We start from the raw sequence: 16,843 nt of genomic DNA on the forward strand, positions 1-16,843 counted from the left end.
CCACGACTATAACACACGTCCATAGAGGGCGGTAGGCTGCTTGTTCAACCAAGCCCACATTTGATCACCGTAAGAAAAATGCCACCACTCTTTGGGATTGCGTTGAAAACCAGCTTTTAACATCACATCATATAACAACTGACGATGGGCGTGATATTCCCGCGCTCCTGGTTCTACACTATTGGCATAGTAATCTGGATGCGATCGCTCTGACATTTCATCAATCGGCGAACCCATATTCACAACCTGTCCGCTATCGTCTACCAAAGTCACGTCCACTGCTGCGCCCGTACTGTGGGGAGGAGGAGTTTTTTCATCCAAACTCGGTACAGCCCAAATTTCATAAACTGCTTGCCAAATTTCTTGGCGTTGCTGCGGCGTTAATTCAGCCGCAATTAACCCCCGTTCCTCGACCGCCATAGCAAAGCTGTAATCTACCATAAACTGCTGTACAGCTACCGGACGATAGGCATCAAAAATCTGGATACGCCAGTGAGGACGCACCAAATCTAAATAATTTTGAGCTTTTATTAAACAGTTAACAACACTCTGACGTAAAAAATAAGGTGAATATTCTCCGTAAGCAGCCCCTAATCTTGCATAAGGATGGGGAGACTCCCACGCAAGTAATTCTAAAGGAATCTCTACTAGTGGTTCACCACATTCCACAATAAGTATTTGATGATAAGGTCTGACTTGGTAATTAATCACTCTCAGTAGATTTAGATTTAACTAAACCTAGAATTTACCTTTTTTTAAGTAGGATTTACCCATGAAAAGGAAAAATCAAGGGTTTACACAAAGGTATAAGGGTGTAAATGTTTAAAATCCTACCCCTATACCCCTACCCCCTTATACTCAGTCTCAACAGACAACCTGGGTGTGTAAGTCCTTTTAAGGATAAGAGTAACCATTATTTTGAATGCCGTTGATATTCTGCCCTTGAGGCAAGCCATTATTGGGGAAATTGGATTGAGGGATTTGTGAATTGCCGTAATTCCCAGGAATTGCTGGATTTGTGGTTGTGTTAACGTTAGCGCGAGGGTTTCGCACACGGTAGGGGCCAATAATCGGCGATGTTCCAGTCAGGAAAGTTGATGTCGATTGATTTTGGTTTGGTAAATTTTGAAGATAATTTAGATTATTGGCAGGATTCGGTAAAGTTGGCTGAACATAACTCGTTCCCGAATTGATTCCTGTATTAGGTGCGATCGGCTGATTGTTATTCAAGTTATTGTAAGGGAGTGGCTGAATATAACCTGCTCCCGAATTTAACCTCGTGTTTAGTGGAACAGCCTGACCGTTATTTAAGTTATTGTAAGAACCAGGTTGTGTATAATTTGAGCCAGGATTTAAACCAGTGCTGGGTGAAAACGTTTGACTAGATTGAGTGCTGCTGGGAAAAGACTGGATCGCTCCACTATAAGAAGTTACGCCTGTAGGGTTGATAATGGCTGAAGGGTTATTATTTAAACTAGGCACGGTTTGATTAGGCGATTGGCTCAGTCCTGTTGGTAATACAGTACTTGAGTTAACATTTTGCCCACCGTTAATTTGATTAACTAACCCTGGATTGACTATAGAAGAATTAGCAGTTTCTTTTGTAGGTGTATTGGAACCATTCCCCACCTTGTATCCCAACAACTGGTTATTATCTGTTGCACCAAACCGTAATAAGTTTTCTGCTTCTGACACAAAAATATTTTTTCCAACAGTTGTAGGTAATTGACCGTTAACTAAATTGGAACCTGAATTTGGTTTAGGCGTATCAATAGACTGTGTTTTGTTGGCTGTATTAGGTAATGGAGTTTTATTTTTATTCTCCTGCGATTTAGCTGTCGTTGTTGGTGTAATGATTGGCTCAGTGTCAGCAAACAAGGACTGCAAATTATCAATATCTGCCGCAATAGCTTTATCTTCCTCGGAAAGAGAGGGGTCATTAGCATTTGTAACAGGGTTCTGAGTTGCTGGATTATTAGTTGATACATCGGGGTTAGCCCAGTATTGCTGAAGAACTAGCCCTACGACGCATAAGAAAATTGCTGTTCCCCAAAAACTAGGTTTGCCCAAATTTAATAACCTAGCTCTGAGATAGCGCCAGTATGGAGAGGGATAACGAGGATTTGGCATATATTTTTGCTAGATGACTGATTTATAGTTTTATATTATTTATACTTAGGATTGTATGATTTATTTTTACTTACCTATTTAAAGTATAGGTGTTGTAGTCTTGAAGTTTGGTAATGGGCTTTTACCATCAGAGTCAGCCAAACGGTAAAAAAATAATTGCCAATCAAGAAAAGACTCTTACCCATTACCAATTACCTATTACCCATTACCTGTTCTTCATTCATTAAAATCTTTCTGTTTCCTGAGATGGTGCGACGGCTCCCGGTTGAGACATAAAGAAGTTTTGGGCAGACTCGTTTTGATAAATACACCTAATATCAGGTTTTTCGCTGTCTAAATTACCTGTAAAGCCAAAGGTGTTGAGACGATTTTTACATTCTCTAACTTGATCAGATGTAACAAGCTTACGTTGTTCCAAAAGCGCCCAGTTATTTTGACGCAGAACACATCCAGGCCGCATACTAGGTTGAGCAACATAGACATTGAACGGGTTAAGAGTTACAAATAATCGAGCGTCCATTACCATTGCACTAGCCCCATACTGGACGCAAATCTCTGGATTTGGTGCTTTCGTGTCGATAAATTCACGAGAGGCAACATTTGATGAAGATAAGGTGGTTGTAGAGCTAAAAGCAATACCGATTCCAATTCCTAGTACAAGGACTCCCCCCAAAATAGCAATGGTGGCAAAGTTAAATATGGAGGGTTGGAAACCAGGAGATTTAGATGTAGTAGTTGATCTACCAGTAGATTTACGTCTCATTCTTGCCTTATAACCTTCATACCTGAAAAAGTCGGGAGTTGTTCTAACAGTAATAAGTTACGAGTTATCAATGCAAGAGAATGTTAATAACTGTTTGCTGTTCACTGATTTAATTTACTCTCCCTATTTCAGTATGCCGATTATTGACGTAATTGACCGCTACTTCTCAGACAATATTTAATATCTGATGTCTTATCATAAGAAAATCCCAATGTCTAGTGAATTTCAACTTATAAGAATTTCTGTTCAATATTGGTGTTGAGAACCATCAGGCTAATTGATGATGACTGACGGTCAGTTCTAGACCATCACGGCTTAAGATAGCTTTAATATTCAGATAAAATTGGCGTTTATGCTTATATAAATGAGAGGTAGAGTGATTTTTGCATAATTAGTACTTAAATGAGTACGATTATGAGCAACTGACATAGTTTGGGATAATAACAACCTGAAGATTGCAGTTGATCCACGAAAACAGAATTTAGAAAGGTGCTGATTGTATTACATCTCGCAGTTTTCTGACTTCTATCTTCCTACTGACCGTCTACCTTGTAGTTGATGCAGTAGATGTTATGGGACAAGTATGGTTAATAGGATACCAAACCCTGTTCCCCAACTCAATCTGATGCACTTGTGCATTGCCTAATCAACAGCCTTTCGGTTGTCATTGTCCTAATAGAGAACCTCAACTGTCAAATTTACGGAAGTGAAAATGCAAGAACCGGAATTCGCCCAAACCCAGTCAAAAGAGGCAACAGTGCCAGAAATCAACAGCCAAACAGGAACTATTACTAAACTCCAGCCTCCTGTGCAGTCTCAAGAGGAATGGCGCAAATATGGAGAACAAGTTTCTGATTTTTTAGCGACTCTTCCCGATTACGTAGGAAACTTTTTTAATCAATACAAACAACCCTTAGTCAGTGTGGGCTTGATTGTGGCATCAATTGTCGCAGTTAAGGTACTGTTAGCAGTTTTAGATTCTTTGAATGATATTCCTTTAGTAGCACCGACGTTTGAATTGATTGGTATTGGTTACTCTGCTTGGTTTGTCTACCGCTACTTATTGAAAGCTTCAACTAGACAAGAGCTAACTCATGAAATTACTACTCTCAAATCCCAAGTAGTTGGTCAAGAGGACTCATAGTCTAATTTTTGACTAACTAGCACCCAATATTAGTTTCATAAGAGAAATGACCAAGCATAGTTTTGCTTGGTCATTTTTTTACTGTGCTGTGCGTGTCATACAGTTTCTTCCGGACTTTAGAGACGTTGCATGCAATGTCTCTACATCATTTATTTGGTGCAACTTCATAGAGAATTGGTGTCAGTTGTCAATGCCCATCCCGCTTACTACAACACCCGCAATATGCTAGGAATGCTATCAATAGCGGATAAATTCTGAATTTCTGCTAAGGCTTGGCGAAATTCACCTTCTCTGACATCGTGCGTCACAACTACAATCTCTACTAGTTCCCCTTGAAAGCCAGTTTGGACGATTGATTCTATACTTACGCCATGATTTCCAAAGCAAGTACCCAATTGACCAATTACGCCAGCTTGGTCTTTGGTGAGGAATCGAGCGTAAAATCTGGTTATAAGGTCGCTGATGGGAGCAACATGGCTATATTCTTCGTGTCTACAGGTTAATAGGGGATTGGGGGCTGTTGTATTACTCTTGAGTGCCGCTACCAAACTCAATATATCTGAGGTGACGGCGCTGGCGGTTGCACCTGCACCTGCACCAGGGCCAAAAAACATCACCTGACCGATGGGTTCTCCTTCTACAAGAATGGCGTTATACACGCCGTTAATGCTTGCTAGGGGGTGTGTTTTGGGTACGAAGGTGGGGTGAACCCTAACCGATAGTTTAGTGGCATCTTGAGCCTGATTTTTAGCGATCGCCAATAATTTAATTACAAATCCCAATTTTTCGGCATAGGCGATATCTGTCTTACTAACTTGGCGAATCCCTTCACAATAGACATCCTCTAAGTTAATTCGCCCATCAAAAGCTAGTGATGCCAGAATAGCAATTTTATCGCCTGCATCTAAGCCGTCCACATCTGCCGTAGGGTCAGCTTCTGCATAACCCAAACGTTGAGCATCAGCTAATACATCACCGAAGTCGCTACCCTCTGTTTGCATCCGAGTCAGGATGTAGTTGGTAGTACCGTTAACAATGCCTGTAACAGTATGCAGCCTGTTGACACTTAAAGCCTGCTTCAATGGTTGAATTACGGGAATACCGCCACCAACGGCGGCTTCCAGCATCACGTAGACTCCGGCTTGATTAGCAGCCGTGAAAATTTCTGCCCCGAAACGAGCGATCGCCGCTTTATTAGCTGTAACTACGTGCTTACCGTTATTTATGGCTTGGAGAATGAGCGATCGCGCTGGTTCTAATCCTCCCATCACCTCAACAACAATATCTACTGCCGGGTCATTGACAATCGACTCTAAATCTGTAGTTATAACTTCCGGCTGTAATTGTACATCACGGGATTTATCAAGCGATCGTACTCCCACCCGATATATTTCTATTTCTTGCAGTAAAGGGTGACGACCAACTGCATCTTGTAGCAGTTGCACTGTCCCCGTTCCTACCGTACCTAATCCTAAGATTCCCAGCTTTACACCCACAAACTTTGTACCAAATTTAGTTTTAAGTGCTGATTCCTGAGTTTTGAGTCCTGAGTCATCATCCCCAGAACTAAGAACTCATTTCTCAGCTATTTATATACAAAACAATTGTAGGGTCGGCACTGCCCACCCTACAAATTCATCAATTTTGTTAGTTGTTTGTTATCAGTTGTCAGTTGTTTGTATTTCGCCACCGACAAATAACAAATAACAAATGACCAACCTAATATGTTTCTACGTGCCAGCGACCAGCTTTCTTGAGGTCTTTTTGGTAATCACTCCAGGTAACGCCTTCTTTAGCAGCCGCAGCACTTAAAGCAGCATCAATGCCCTCTTCCATACCGCGCAAACCACAGATGTAGGTGTGGGTTTTTTCATTTTTGATTAATTGCCACAGTTCATCAGCGTGTTCTGCCACACGGTCTTGGATGTACATTCTGCCACCTTGGGGATTCTTTTGTTCCCGGCTGATAGCGTAAGTTAGGCGGAAGTTATCAGGATATTTCTGTTGGATTTCTTCCAGTTCTTCTTTATAAAGAATGTTGGGAGTTGTAGGAACACCAAAGACTAACCAGGAAAATCCTTTGAATTGGTATTCTGGGTTAGCAGCTCTTTCTGCATCCTTGAACATCCGCCATAGGTAAGTCCGCATGGGCGCAATACCAGTACCTGTTGCCAACATTATGACATTAGCCTCAGGATCATCTGGTAACAGCATTTCTTTACCCACTGGTCCAGTAATTTTTACTTCTGAACCTGGTTCAATATGAGTCAAGTAAGTAGAACAAACACCGTAAACTGTTTCGCCTGTTTCGGGATGTTTGTACTCTAATTGACGGACGCACAATGAGATGGTTTTATCATCAACATCATCACCGTGACGAGTTGAGGCAATGGAGTAGAGTCTCAATTTTTCCGGCTTGCCATTCTTGTCCACGCCTGGTGGAATGATACCAATACTTTGACCTTCGATGTACTTTAAGTTACCACCAGTTAGATCGAATTTAATGTGCTGAACAATACCGATCCCACCTTCTTTTACCAGTGGTTCATTAGAGATTACCTTACCAATGAATGGAGCATTGGGACGGTAAAGATTAACAGGAACATCAGCGTGTTTGGCTTTCGCTTGAGTCATGGTGTTGCCTTTGTTGTCTTTTTTCTTAAGCTGTTCTTCAGCTGGTGGTTTAGCGAAGCCTTTAGCTCCACTATCAGTTGTTACAGGTGTGGCTTTACCATTCCCCTCAGAGTTAGCAGTCTCACTAGACGCATCTGTTACTGTTGCAATGGCGGTTTTACCATTGAGTTGTTGTAGTGCGCTTACCGTTTGAATGCTAACAATTTTGCCGCCTAGTCGAGTGATACGCTGCATTTCTTGATTCATGCGGTTGTAAGGCACTCTAATGAACACACTGCCACTTTTACGAATTGGGTAGTTCGTTTGATCAGTTTCTTCGTTCTGACGCATACCCACCACTTCGTAAACGAAGACGCGGCTACCTGATTCTACGTTGGCAGCACCATCAAAAGCACCTTGATTAGACATTCCTTCTACCACTCCGATCTTTAACTTAACCGTTTCTCAAAAAAGCTTTTCTCTTCACAAGCCAGCTTTAGTTTATCGGATTTTTCGTTACTAAAACTAGCACTCTGAGAAAGTAGCATTATCAATACAATGCTTTGGTTGTTACACTCTCCTTAAGACGTGCAGGCATAGTAATAAACACACCTGTTCACCTTCTAACTTAGAGGATAAGTCTTGTGGAGAATGTTAATAATGAATCAATTTAATCTTTTTTTTCGTGAACTTATACGCCTGCCTTGAAAGAGCAATTAGTTTTCAGTCCTGAGTCCTGAGTCTTGTATTCAAGTGCAATTAGCAAACATGAATGCTATTGGGAAGACTTGTTATCAGCAGCCATCATCAACTGTATACACCAGGACGGATGAAAAAGCGAATAGAGACTGGAGATGAGATATCTGTGCTTTCTACTTAGCACTCACCACTGACTACACGCCTTGCTACTGCTCTAAGCAAAGCTATGCGCGTAGGGCTTTACAGCACAAAGCACTCAGCACTTTTCGAAGTTAGATACATAACATAAGTTTTACTTGATGTGAAACATCTGTCAACCTATATCAGCAGCTTGGGATCATGCTTAAATGCAGCTTTGTGTATCTGTATAGGATGATCCCCATAACTTTTTTGTACAACTTGGTGGTTCGCTCTGGAGATAGATTCAGCCGAGAATATTTTTCGCTATGGCGACGGTATAAGTAAAAAATTAGCGAAAATCTTCCCAAATTCGCTGCAAAAAAAATTTATACCTTATAGACTGAATGATATAAACTTACAAAATAATAGACGAGTTTGCTACACAGATTACGAGTAGTGATTAGTGGAATTTTAGAAACCACAATTACATCATTGGTATGTTTGTTCAGTCGGTAGGTTCTCTTGACAATCAATCTTGTATGGGATACCCCATTCTGTTAAAATCAGCTATACCACTAGGATTAAATACTTACCAGCTATAAATCAAGGATATTTAGAGGATTGCAGTCGTTAATTTCGGTTGTAGTCCTATCTGGATGATTAGTTAATGCTGTTAGGTAGCAAGAACGCAGGACAAACCTATGGGGTAAACTCCTGGCTTCACATTCTGCTGTGTGAAAAATTATTGATTGACACATTTAGTATCTGAGGAGATTTATGACAACTAAGCCGGAACGCGTGGTACTGATTGGAGTAGCCGGAGACTCCGGGTGCGGTAAATCTACGTTTTTGCGTCGTCTGATAGATTTATTTGGTGAAGAGTTCATGACGGTCATCTGTTTAGATGACTATCATTCTTTAGATCGGAAACAACGTAAAGAAACTGGAATCACCGCACTTGACCCCAGGGCCAACAATTTTGACCTGATGTATGAGCAAATCAAAGCGCTCAAAGAAGGGCAAACGATTAACAAGCCGATTTATAACCACGAAACCGGCCTAATTGATCCACCTGAAATAGTAAAGCCAAATCACATTGTAGTGGTTGAGGGTCTACACCCTTTATATGATGAACGGGTGCGATCGCTCCTCGATTTCAGCGTCTACTTTGACATCAGCGATGAAGTCAAGATTGCTTGGAAAATCCAGCGTGATATGGCAGAAAGGGGTCATCGCTACGAAGACGTTCTAGCTGCTATCAATTCTCGTAAGCCAGATTTCCAAAAATATATCGAACCTCAAAGAGAATTCGCCGATGTGGTGCTACAAGTATTGCCCACCAACTTGATCAAGGATGATACAGAGCGTAAAGTCCTGCGGGTGCGGATGCTACAACGGGAAGGTAAAGAAGGTTTTGAACCAGCTTACTTGTTTGATGAAGGTTCAACAATCAACTGGACTCCTTGCGGACGTAAGCTGACCTGTTCTTACCCAGGAATGCAGTTATACTACGGTTCCGATGTTTACTACGGACGCTATGTCTCAGTTCTAGAGGTGGATGGTCAATTTGACAACCTCGAAGAAGTAATCTACATCGAAACACACCTCAGCAATACATCCACTAAGTATCAAGGTGAGTTAACTCAGCTGTTACTCCAACACCGTGAATATCCTGGTTCTAACAACGGAACTGGTTTTTTCCAAGTACTAACAGGTTTGAAAATGCGTGCTGCTTACGAGCGCTTGACAGCAAAGGAAGCCAAACTAGCAGTTCAGGTTTAATACAGCAGTTTTTGTGTCAAAACTTCTGGGGTACTTACGAGTACCCTTTTTTTGTATCTATGAAAACATATTCAACCTATTGATAATTTCGGTAAATTAAAATTGTCTAATATAAATACTTAAAAATAGAGTAACTTTACCCGAAAAAACAAGATACTCACTGCTGGATGTGTCAAGATTGTTATGATTTCAGTAATTAGTAGCTTGACTAAATATCTCAAATGCTTAGTCAGTGAAAATACTATCATTAGGAGGAATACGAATTGTCTCGACGTTATTTATTTACCTCCGAGTCAGTCACCGAAGGCCATCCAGATAAAATCTGCGATCAAATCTCTGATACGATTTTAGACACTTTGCTGACACAAGATCCGACTAGTCGGGTGGCAGCTGAGGTTGTGGTAAATACTGGCTTGGTGTTAATTACGGGTGAAATCACTAGCAAAGCCAATGTTAATTATGCCAATATTGCCCGCCAAAAAATTGCGGAAATTGGCTACACCAATGCTGATAATGGCTTTTCTGCTAACAGCACTAGTGTAATTGTGGCTTTAGATGAACAATCACCAGATATTGCTCAAGGTGTCAACACTGCTCAAGAAACCCGCGAACAGGATAGTGAAGAACTATTCGATAAAATCGGCGCTGGTGATCAAGGTATCATGTTCGGTTTCGCTTGTAACGAAACTCCAGAATTGATGCCTTTGCCTATTTGCTTGGCTCACCGGATTGCTCGCCGACTAGCAGCAGTCCGTAAAACTGGGGAATTGTCTTACTTACGTCCTGATGGTAAAACTCAAGTTACCGTAGTTTACGAAGACGGCCGCCCAGTTGGTATTGATACAGTACTGATTTCCACGCAGCATACAGCCACCATCGGGGATATTACTGATGAAGCAGCAGTACAAGCCAAAATCAAACAAGACCTATGGACTGCTGTAGTTGAACCAGTGTTTGGTGACCTGGAAATTAAACCAGATCAAGAGACACGCTTTTTAGTTAACCCCACTGGCAAGTTTGTCATTGGTGGGCCTCAAGGCGACTCTGGTTTGACAGGACGGAAAATTATTGTCGATACCTATGGCGGTTACTCCCGACATGGCGGCGGCGCTTTCTCTGGCAAAGACCCCACAAAGGTAGACCGCTCTGCGGCTTATGCGGCTCGCTATGTAGCTAAAAATATTGTAGCTGCTGGGTTGGCAGAAAAATGCGAAGTCCAGTTGAGCTATGCCATTGGTGTAGCGCGACCGGTGAGTATTTTTCTCGACACCTTTGGGACTGGCAAGGTAGATGATGAAATTTTGTTGGGACTAGTTAAAGATAACTTTGAACTACGTCCAGCAGGGATTATCCACAGTTTCAACTTACGCAACTTACCAAGCGAACGAGGCGGACGTTTTTATCAGGACGTCGCGGCTTACGGTCACTTGGGACGCAATGACCTAGATTTACCCTGGGAACGTACCGATAAGGCGGATTTCTTGAAGCAAGCGGTTACTCATTCATTGTCAGCTGCGATCGCCTAGATACTCCAATAGAATTAGGGGTGTAAGGGTATAAGGGTGTAAGGGTATAGGGGAAAGAGAGTGTTTTTATTCCCCACTCTTCACCCTTTACTAACGACATTGATAAATTTTGTATTCATAGCCGTCTACGGTGGTTAACGATTTGGTGTCAGCCAGACATTGTTTGACTTCTGCTGCTGTTGGCGCGTGGAAGTTGACGAGCCACAGGTCAAAAGGTCGTGGCAGTTGTTTCAGTGTATTTTCTAGGGAAACAGTGGAAGTGTTGGGATCTGTTTCTTGATGAGCTAGGAGAAACTGAGTAGAAGTTTGTGAAGTAGATAATTTTAATTCCCTGGCTATTCCCATCATTTCGCCAGTTTGGACTAAGGTTTTATGGGTTGTGGCGATGAGAACGGGAACCTGAGAATTTTGTTGAATGACTTGAACTAATAAATCAGGGCGGTAGTATTTTTGATAACCCAAATTACAAATAACTGTGACAGCACTGATGAATCCCATCAGCCAGATGATCATTACGGCTTTTTTCCTAGTTCGCCAATAGACGGCTAGGCTAGCACCCACCAGAATAATGACGGCTGGAAAATAGACAAAGTTGTAACGAGCGCCCCGTGTGATATCAACACCAAAAATATAAGTCAATATAAAGAATAAAGCGATCGCTCCTAAAACTACCCCAATAAATACTTGCGTCGCCAAACTGGTTTGGGGTTGTTGTAGTTGGAATTTAAAACCACGAACTAAAATCGGTGTAGCCCAAATAGCGAAAATTAGCATTACCAAGCCAGAAGCAATCACAACCGCTAGCTGTGATGACTCGATTGGGAGCAACATAATCATTGTCACCCATGCGGCGAAAGCTTGGAAAATCGGGTTGATTAAGTGTAAACCGATGCCATCAACTTGAATCCATGCCGTTAAACTACTGCGATAGCGATTTTCTAAAATACTGGGTAGCCAAACTAAACCAGCTACAGCAGTACCAATGGCTACAATATAGATGCGCCACCAAAGAGATGAGAAAAATACTAAAGTTTTGCTTTGTGTAGATTGTTGCCAGGCTAAAAATATTAATACCAAGGCTTCTGCACAAAGGGTCAAAGTGAAGAAGTAATGGGTGGCAATTCCCAAAGCATTAATTCCCACCCACAAGATGATTAACCAGAAGGGTAATAATGTGCGGTTTTGAATGTGGCGTGTGGCAATTACTAAGCAGAACAGGGATGCAATCACCCAAATCATAGATAGGGTGTAATGGCGTGCTTCTTGTCCTAAATACACAGCGTATGGTGAAACTGCCATCATTCCAGCCGTTAACTGTCCTACCAATGAAGAACGGAAGGCTAACCTACCTAATATATATGTAAAGGGAATGGAAACTGCGCCTAGTAAAGCGGGAAATGAACGCGCCGCCAATAGGGAGACTAATTCTCCTTGATTGGGAAACAACTTCATCCACAGATGTACCAGGACAAAATACAGTGGTGGATGGTTGTCTTCTGTGATTAAGTTGTGAATTACGTTGCCAATTCCAGAGGCTGGGTTTGGTTGTAGGGGTTGTAAGAGAATATCAGGTGCGATCGCCTGATCTAGGGGTACTGGTAAAAAACTATTCCCCAAGCTAAACACTAAAGTAGCAAATTCATCTGTCCACGGAGGCTTGGCGGTCAAGTTGGTAAAACGTAAGCCCAGACCGATGATAAACCAGGCTAGTAAGAGTAAAGGATGAAACCAGCGAGTTGAAACTTGAGAGTGCCAATTATACAAACCAATTTATTCCTTGCGAAAAGCCAAGTGGCAGAACAAGTCAATTTGTATATATTAGACCGCACACGCCAATTTAAGTTTGCTGACTATTTTACGTCAGTGACTCGCCAGCTAAGTTTGAGGTTAACCCAGAAATTCCAAATAGTAGCAACGGCGATCGCTACTAGGTTAGCAATGTAGCGGTTAGGAATGAGGAAATTAAACACCAAATTCAACACCAATACATTCAGCACCAACCCCGCCAAACAAATAACGTTAAATTTAGCAAATCGCTTCAGGCGTTGATGCCATTCCTGCTGTTTCATGGTCACATCAGCAAACGTCCAAGCATCATTCCACAGAAAGTTATTGAAGATAGCAATTTCACCTGCAATAATTTTGCTGCGAGTCAAGGGCAAAGCCAAGGTTGAGGGGTCACTGAGTAAATAAAGCAGTACCATATCTACAAACACTCCACTCAGTCCTACCAAGGCAAAGCGCAGAAATCGATCTATAGGGAAATTTATTTTTTGCTTGACTCGACCTACACGCCCAGTAGATAAACGCAACCGGATTAAATGGTGAATATAATCTATATATTGTTTCCATGTGACTTTACTTTCACCCTGCTGGCGTTCGCAAAACACATAACCAACCTCAGCAATATTTTTAACATTACCCCGGCCGATTACCTCTAACAGAATTTTGTATCCCACTGGGTTGAGTGTTGCTCCGGCTACGCTACTGCGACGCACCATAAAATAGCCACTCATGGGGTCAGAAACTCTTCCCAATACTCCCGGTAGTAGCATCAACCCCAAAACTTGAGCGCCACGAGATAAGAAACGTCTAACTACACTCCAACTACTAACACCACCACCATCTACGTGACGGCTGGCTAATGCTAAATCGGCTCCCTGGGTAATTTTTGTCAACAGTTGTGTTAGTACTTCTGGTGGATGCTGTAAATCTCCATCAATTACCCCTAGAACGCTCCCTCTCGCTACCTGCCAACCACGAACAACTGCGGAAGATAGTCCTCGTTCCTGTTGTCGTCGCATCACCCGCAGTTGGGGATAAACTTCGGTCAAAGAGTGGGCAACTTCCCAAGTCATGTCCGGGCTATCATCATCCACAACAATTAATTCATAGTCCCCTGGAATAAATTCATCTAGAGTTTGACTCAAAATTTTGACGACATTTTCAATATTGTCCCGTTCTTTATAGGTGGGGATGATTAAGGAAAAATATATGTCTCTATTACCAGTACTGACACTATTAGGTGGTACATCAGAAACTTGTAAAATGCCAGTCGGTACATTCAATAATTCGTTGGTGATGTTGATTTTCATAAATTTAGATTAGGGATGAAAAATAAAGCTTATTTTTACGGTCAGTTGTCCTTAGTCAGTTACTTTTGAGGCAGTCTATTCTCTTTGATGGGCAAGGCTAGCATCAAAACCAAAACGAATTAGAACGGATTACTATAGGAAATAGAAATAAGGAAATTTACTTAATTCAGGTATTAGGTTTTTATGAATGGAGTCAAGAAACCAGAGTTTTACTGTGACTACTTCAGTATGCAGTAACTAAGTGAATATGACTAATGAAATCCTTAAAGGTTCACAAGCTTTTTAGACTTGAGCGCTAATTTTAAAGTCTTGATTAAATTGAAATTATTAATACTACTGAATTTACTGATGAGATACTATCTAAAACTTCAAGATAATTTAAATTCACGTGATATAGCTGTAGCCAGATAGGTTGGGACATCAAGCTAAGATGAAACCCCGACAATAAAAGGCTTTCTAGTCTGTCAACAGACAACCCTCCGGGTGACGCTCCTAACGTCGCTACCGCTACGCTAACGGCAGTTCGCATACCCTACGGGAAGGCATTCCGCCTACGACGCAAAGCGCCTTGGCGCAGCCTCTCGTAGAGAAGACTGCGACTGCCTCAAAGTCAACCGTCAACAACTATAAATGGTTAAATAAGAAAAATTTCCCAATGGCTTTGATGTATTTTGATGAGAATATGACAATAATTCCATCAATGCCATTGAGAAATATGTTAACCACACAATTTAAATGTCTGATTTAGTCTTTGATGATTATATTCTGTAAATTTCAACTATTGGCAGAATGATTGTAAACTTTCAGGGTAAAACTATCTAAGTTCATCGTACCCGTGAGATTTTGGGTTTTTGTTAGTTGAAACTGCTTTGATAAAATTTCCTGTACCTTCTGATGTTCGGTTTCTATCTGTGCTGGTGTTTTTAACTTCGACCATACAGGATTTGCACTTTCTAACCAAAGAATCCGGGGATATTTTTGGGGTTCATTTTTTAAAACCTTCTCTAGTGAAGTTGCTAAATCCGCAGGATGTTCAGCCAATAACATTACTGGGGCTTTTGCAGGTGCGTAATATGCTAAACGCAAAACGTGACCCCAAGCTTTAGAGTTCATGGCAATTAGGGTTGGTTGTTCTCTCTGTTGAGATATAATTTCGACGACTGCGTGAAAGATTGAGCGCTGTCGTAAACTAAAATCACTGATGCCAATGGTGAGATATAACACCAATAAACTAGAAACTACAAGTGTGCGCCATTGTGAAGACAAGGCTTTTTCTAACCACAAAGTTAGTAGTAATAAACACCCAGGAAGAATAATAATCATGGTTCTTCCGCCACCAAAATTTAAAGTAGTCTTTTTGGTGACAATATCTAATCCTAAAGCTATTAAAAGGGGCAAAATTCCTAATATTAAAGCTACAGTCAAATCTTTTCGCTCACCTTGTCGCCAAAGTTTCAGACTAGAGGCAATGAGCAAGGCGATCGCTAAACAACCAACTATAACTATACTGATTGTGGGCAAGCTTGTTACCCAGTCTCCCAATACTAAATTACTTGCTAAGGTTTGAGTTGTGTCTTGCAAGTGGGTTAATATTGCTGAACCAGTATTTTTCAGACTACCAAATCTTTGCAAATCTGCACTGCGGATTTGTTTGATACCCCCCCACAGCATCCAAGGGACGGTTAGCATCACTCCTGCGCCTAAACGCAAACCATGTTGCCACCAATGCTGTCTATCAAGATAAACTACTAAAACGGCTAAAGCTATCACCCAATATAAATAAAAATAAAAGGTTAACAAACCAGCAGCAATGGAACCAATAAATAGGATGTTCCACCACAACTGATGATGACGACTGTGATTAGCTTTGGAATCGGTAGGTTGATAAGAGGTAGGGGGGAGGGGGGCAGGGGTAACTAAAGGTACAAACCTCACCCCTTGTTGATGAAAGCTCCGTTGCCCCTTTTCCCCCTTGGTTGAACTAAGTTCTGCTTCGCTAACACCCCTTGTGGGTGATTTTTCCCCCTGCTCCCTTGCTCCCTGCTCCTCTGCTTTTTCATGAATCAAATGAAAGAGTGCAGCAGCACTGAGTGTTGTCCACAAAACTAGAGGCGCATACATCCGCACATTCAGAGAGTGGAATAAATAAAATGGGTTGATTCCCAAGAACGCCGCCAGCAGTAAGCCACCACGATGTCCAATGAAAACTTTACCTAAACTGTAAGCACTAGCGATCGCGCCAATACTGAATAATGTATTTAAACTCCGCATGGCTGCTTCGCTATTACCGAAAAGTCGCAACCACAAATGCTGACTCAAATAAAATAATGGTGGATGCGGTTCTCCTCCCAGTAGACTCAGGAGTAATTCTTTAACGGTAGAGATAACTGCACCAAAACCAGTTTCAACAGGTAAGGTGAGTAACGGCAAATATTCAGCCAAGGCTACTGGTATATCTTTGGGGGTCTGGTAAGCACTTTTTTGGCCTGTAGCTAGGAGTAGAGATAGCACTTCGTCATACCAAAATTCTCGGCTACCTAAATTCACTATACGTAATAGCACGGCGATAGCGATCGCACCTAATGCTAAAGTTTCTAGAGAAACTAGTTTATTAAGTTTAGTAACTGGAAACCCAGGATTCATCAATATATTTGCTTATATGGTGTTGCCCTGATGATACCAAGAATATTCACAGACTACTGTAATATTTGTGTTAAATATCTCTTTGAGATTGATTTAAATATAAATACTTGCAATTAAAGTTATATTTTTAACCTTAGATACATCCAGTAATATGCTTAAGTAAGGCTTTGGCATCCTTTGGAAGATACACAGAGGTATTAATGATTCAGTCAAAAAATAGTAAAACTTTTTTCCTTAAAAAGCTTACGTAAAGATTTCCAGATAAAAAATATCCAAAACTTAGGGTGCGTCAGTATGAATAATTTTCCAGTATAGTTCGGTTCTATCG

The 16,843-nt window shown here is 41.4% G+C and carries 11 protein-coding genes; 3 read left to right on the forward strand and 8 right to left on the reverse strand.

Annotated features, from left to right (window positions below; genetic code table 11):
- Window positions 1–6 precede the first annotated feature (6 nt).
- The 3 genes from H6G14_RS10585 to H6G14_RS10595 form a co-directional block, all read right to left on the reverse strand.
- The gene (locus H6G14_RS10585; protein ID WP_190567398.1) at window positions 7–711 is read right to left on the reverse strand and encodes a M15 family metallopeptidase; all 705 of its coding nucleotides are present in this window, start codon (window positions 709–711) and stop codon (window positions 7–9) included.
- A gap of 183 nt (window positions 712–894) precedes the next feature.
- Entirely contained in the window at window positions 895–2,130 is a 1,236-nt protein-coding gene (locus tag H6G14_RS10590; protein WP_190567399.1) for a hypothetical protein, read from the reverse strand.
- 223 nt (window positions 2,131–2,353) lie between these two features.
- Window positions 2,354–2,893 (reverse strand): DUF3172 domain-containing protein, encoded by a 540-nt coding sequence (locus H6G14_RS10595; RefSeq protein ID WP_010998257.1) that lies wholly within the window; start codon window positions 2,891–2,893, stop codon window positions 2,354–2,356.
- A gap of 712 nt (window positions 2,894–3,605) precedes the next feature.
- Between H6G14_RS10595 and H6G14_RS10600 the strand changes: the two genes are divergently transcribed.
- On the forward strand, window positions 3,606–4,037 hold the full coding sequence (locus H6G14_RS10600) for a CAAD domain-containing protein (protein ID WP_011317642.1): 432 nt from the start codon (window positions 3,606–3,608) through the stop codon (window positions 4,035–4,037).
- A gap of 206 nt (window positions 4,038–4,243) precedes the next feature.
- Here H6G14_RS10600 and H6G14_RS10605 read toward each other — a convergent pair whose 3' ends face one another.
- Together H6G14_RS10605 and petH are read right to left on the reverse strand one after the other, a co-directional pair.
- The gene (locus H6G14_RS10605) at window positions 4,244–5,533 is read right to left on the reverse strand and encodes a homoserine dehydrogenase (RefSeq protein ID WP_190567400.1); all 1,290 of its coding nucleotides are present in this window, start codon (window positions 5,531–5,533) and stop codon (window positions 4,244–4,246) included.
- A 223-nt stretch (window positions 5,534–5,756) separates the two neighbouring features.
- A complete protein-coding gene (petH, locus tag H6G14_RS10610) occupies window positions 5,757–7,079 on the reverse strand; it encodes a ferredoxin--NADP reductase (protein WP_190567401.1) in 1,323 nt (440 codons plus the stop codon).
- A 1,167-nt stretch (window positions 7,080–8,246) separates the two neighbouring features.
- Here petH and H6G14_RS10615 point away from each other — a divergent pair.
- Window positions 8,247–9,251 carry a phosphoribulokinase gene (locus H6G14_RS10615; RefSeq protein ID WP_190567402.1) on the forward strand — a complete coding sequence of 335 codons (1,005 nt, stop codon included), beginning with the start codon at window positions 8,247–8,249 and terminating at the stop codon, window positions 9,249–9,251.
- Between the two features lie 263 nt (window positions 9,252–9,514).
- Window positions 9,515–10,777 (forward strand): methionine adenosyltransferase, encoded by a 1,263-nt coding sequence (gene metK / locus H6G14_RS10620; protein WP_190567403.1) that lies wholly within the window; start codon window positions 9,515–9,517, stop codon window positions 10,775–10,777.
- A gap of 90 nt (window positions 10,778–10,867) precedes the next feature.
- Here the strand turns inward: metK and H6G14_RS10625 are convergent, their stop codons facing one another.
- The 3 genes from H6G14_RS10625 to H6G14_RS33555 form a co-directional block, all read right to left on the reverse strand.
- A complete protein-coding gene (locus H6G14_RS10625; protein ID WP_199326122.1) occupies window positions 10,868–12,541 on the reverse strand; it encodes a glycosyltransferase family 39 protein in 1,674 nt (557 codons plus the stop codon).
- A gap of 86 nt (window positions 12,542–12,627) precedes the next feature.
- The gene (locus H6G14_RS10630; RefSeq protein WP_190567404.1) at window positions 12,628–13,872 is read right to left on the reverse strand and encodes a glycosyltransferase; all 1,245 of its coding nucleotides are present in this window, start codon (window positions 13,870–13,872) and stop codon (window positions 12,628–12,630) included.
- Window positions 13,873–14,646: 774 nt separating this feature from the next.
- Window positions 14,647–16,515, reverse strand: a complete 1,869-nt coding sequence (locus H6G14_RS33555) for a glycosyltransferase family 39 protein (protein WP_242053404.1) — start codon at window positions 16,513–16,515, stop codon at window positions 14,647–14,649.
- Window positions 16,516–16,843 lie beyond the last annotated feature (328 nt).

The sequence above is a fragment of the Nostoc parmelioides FACHB-3921 genome (assembly GCF_014696625.1).
Taxonomy (GTDB): Bacteria; Cyanobacteriota; Cyanobacteriia; order Cyanobacteriales; family Nostocaceae; genus Trichormus; species Trichormus parmelioides.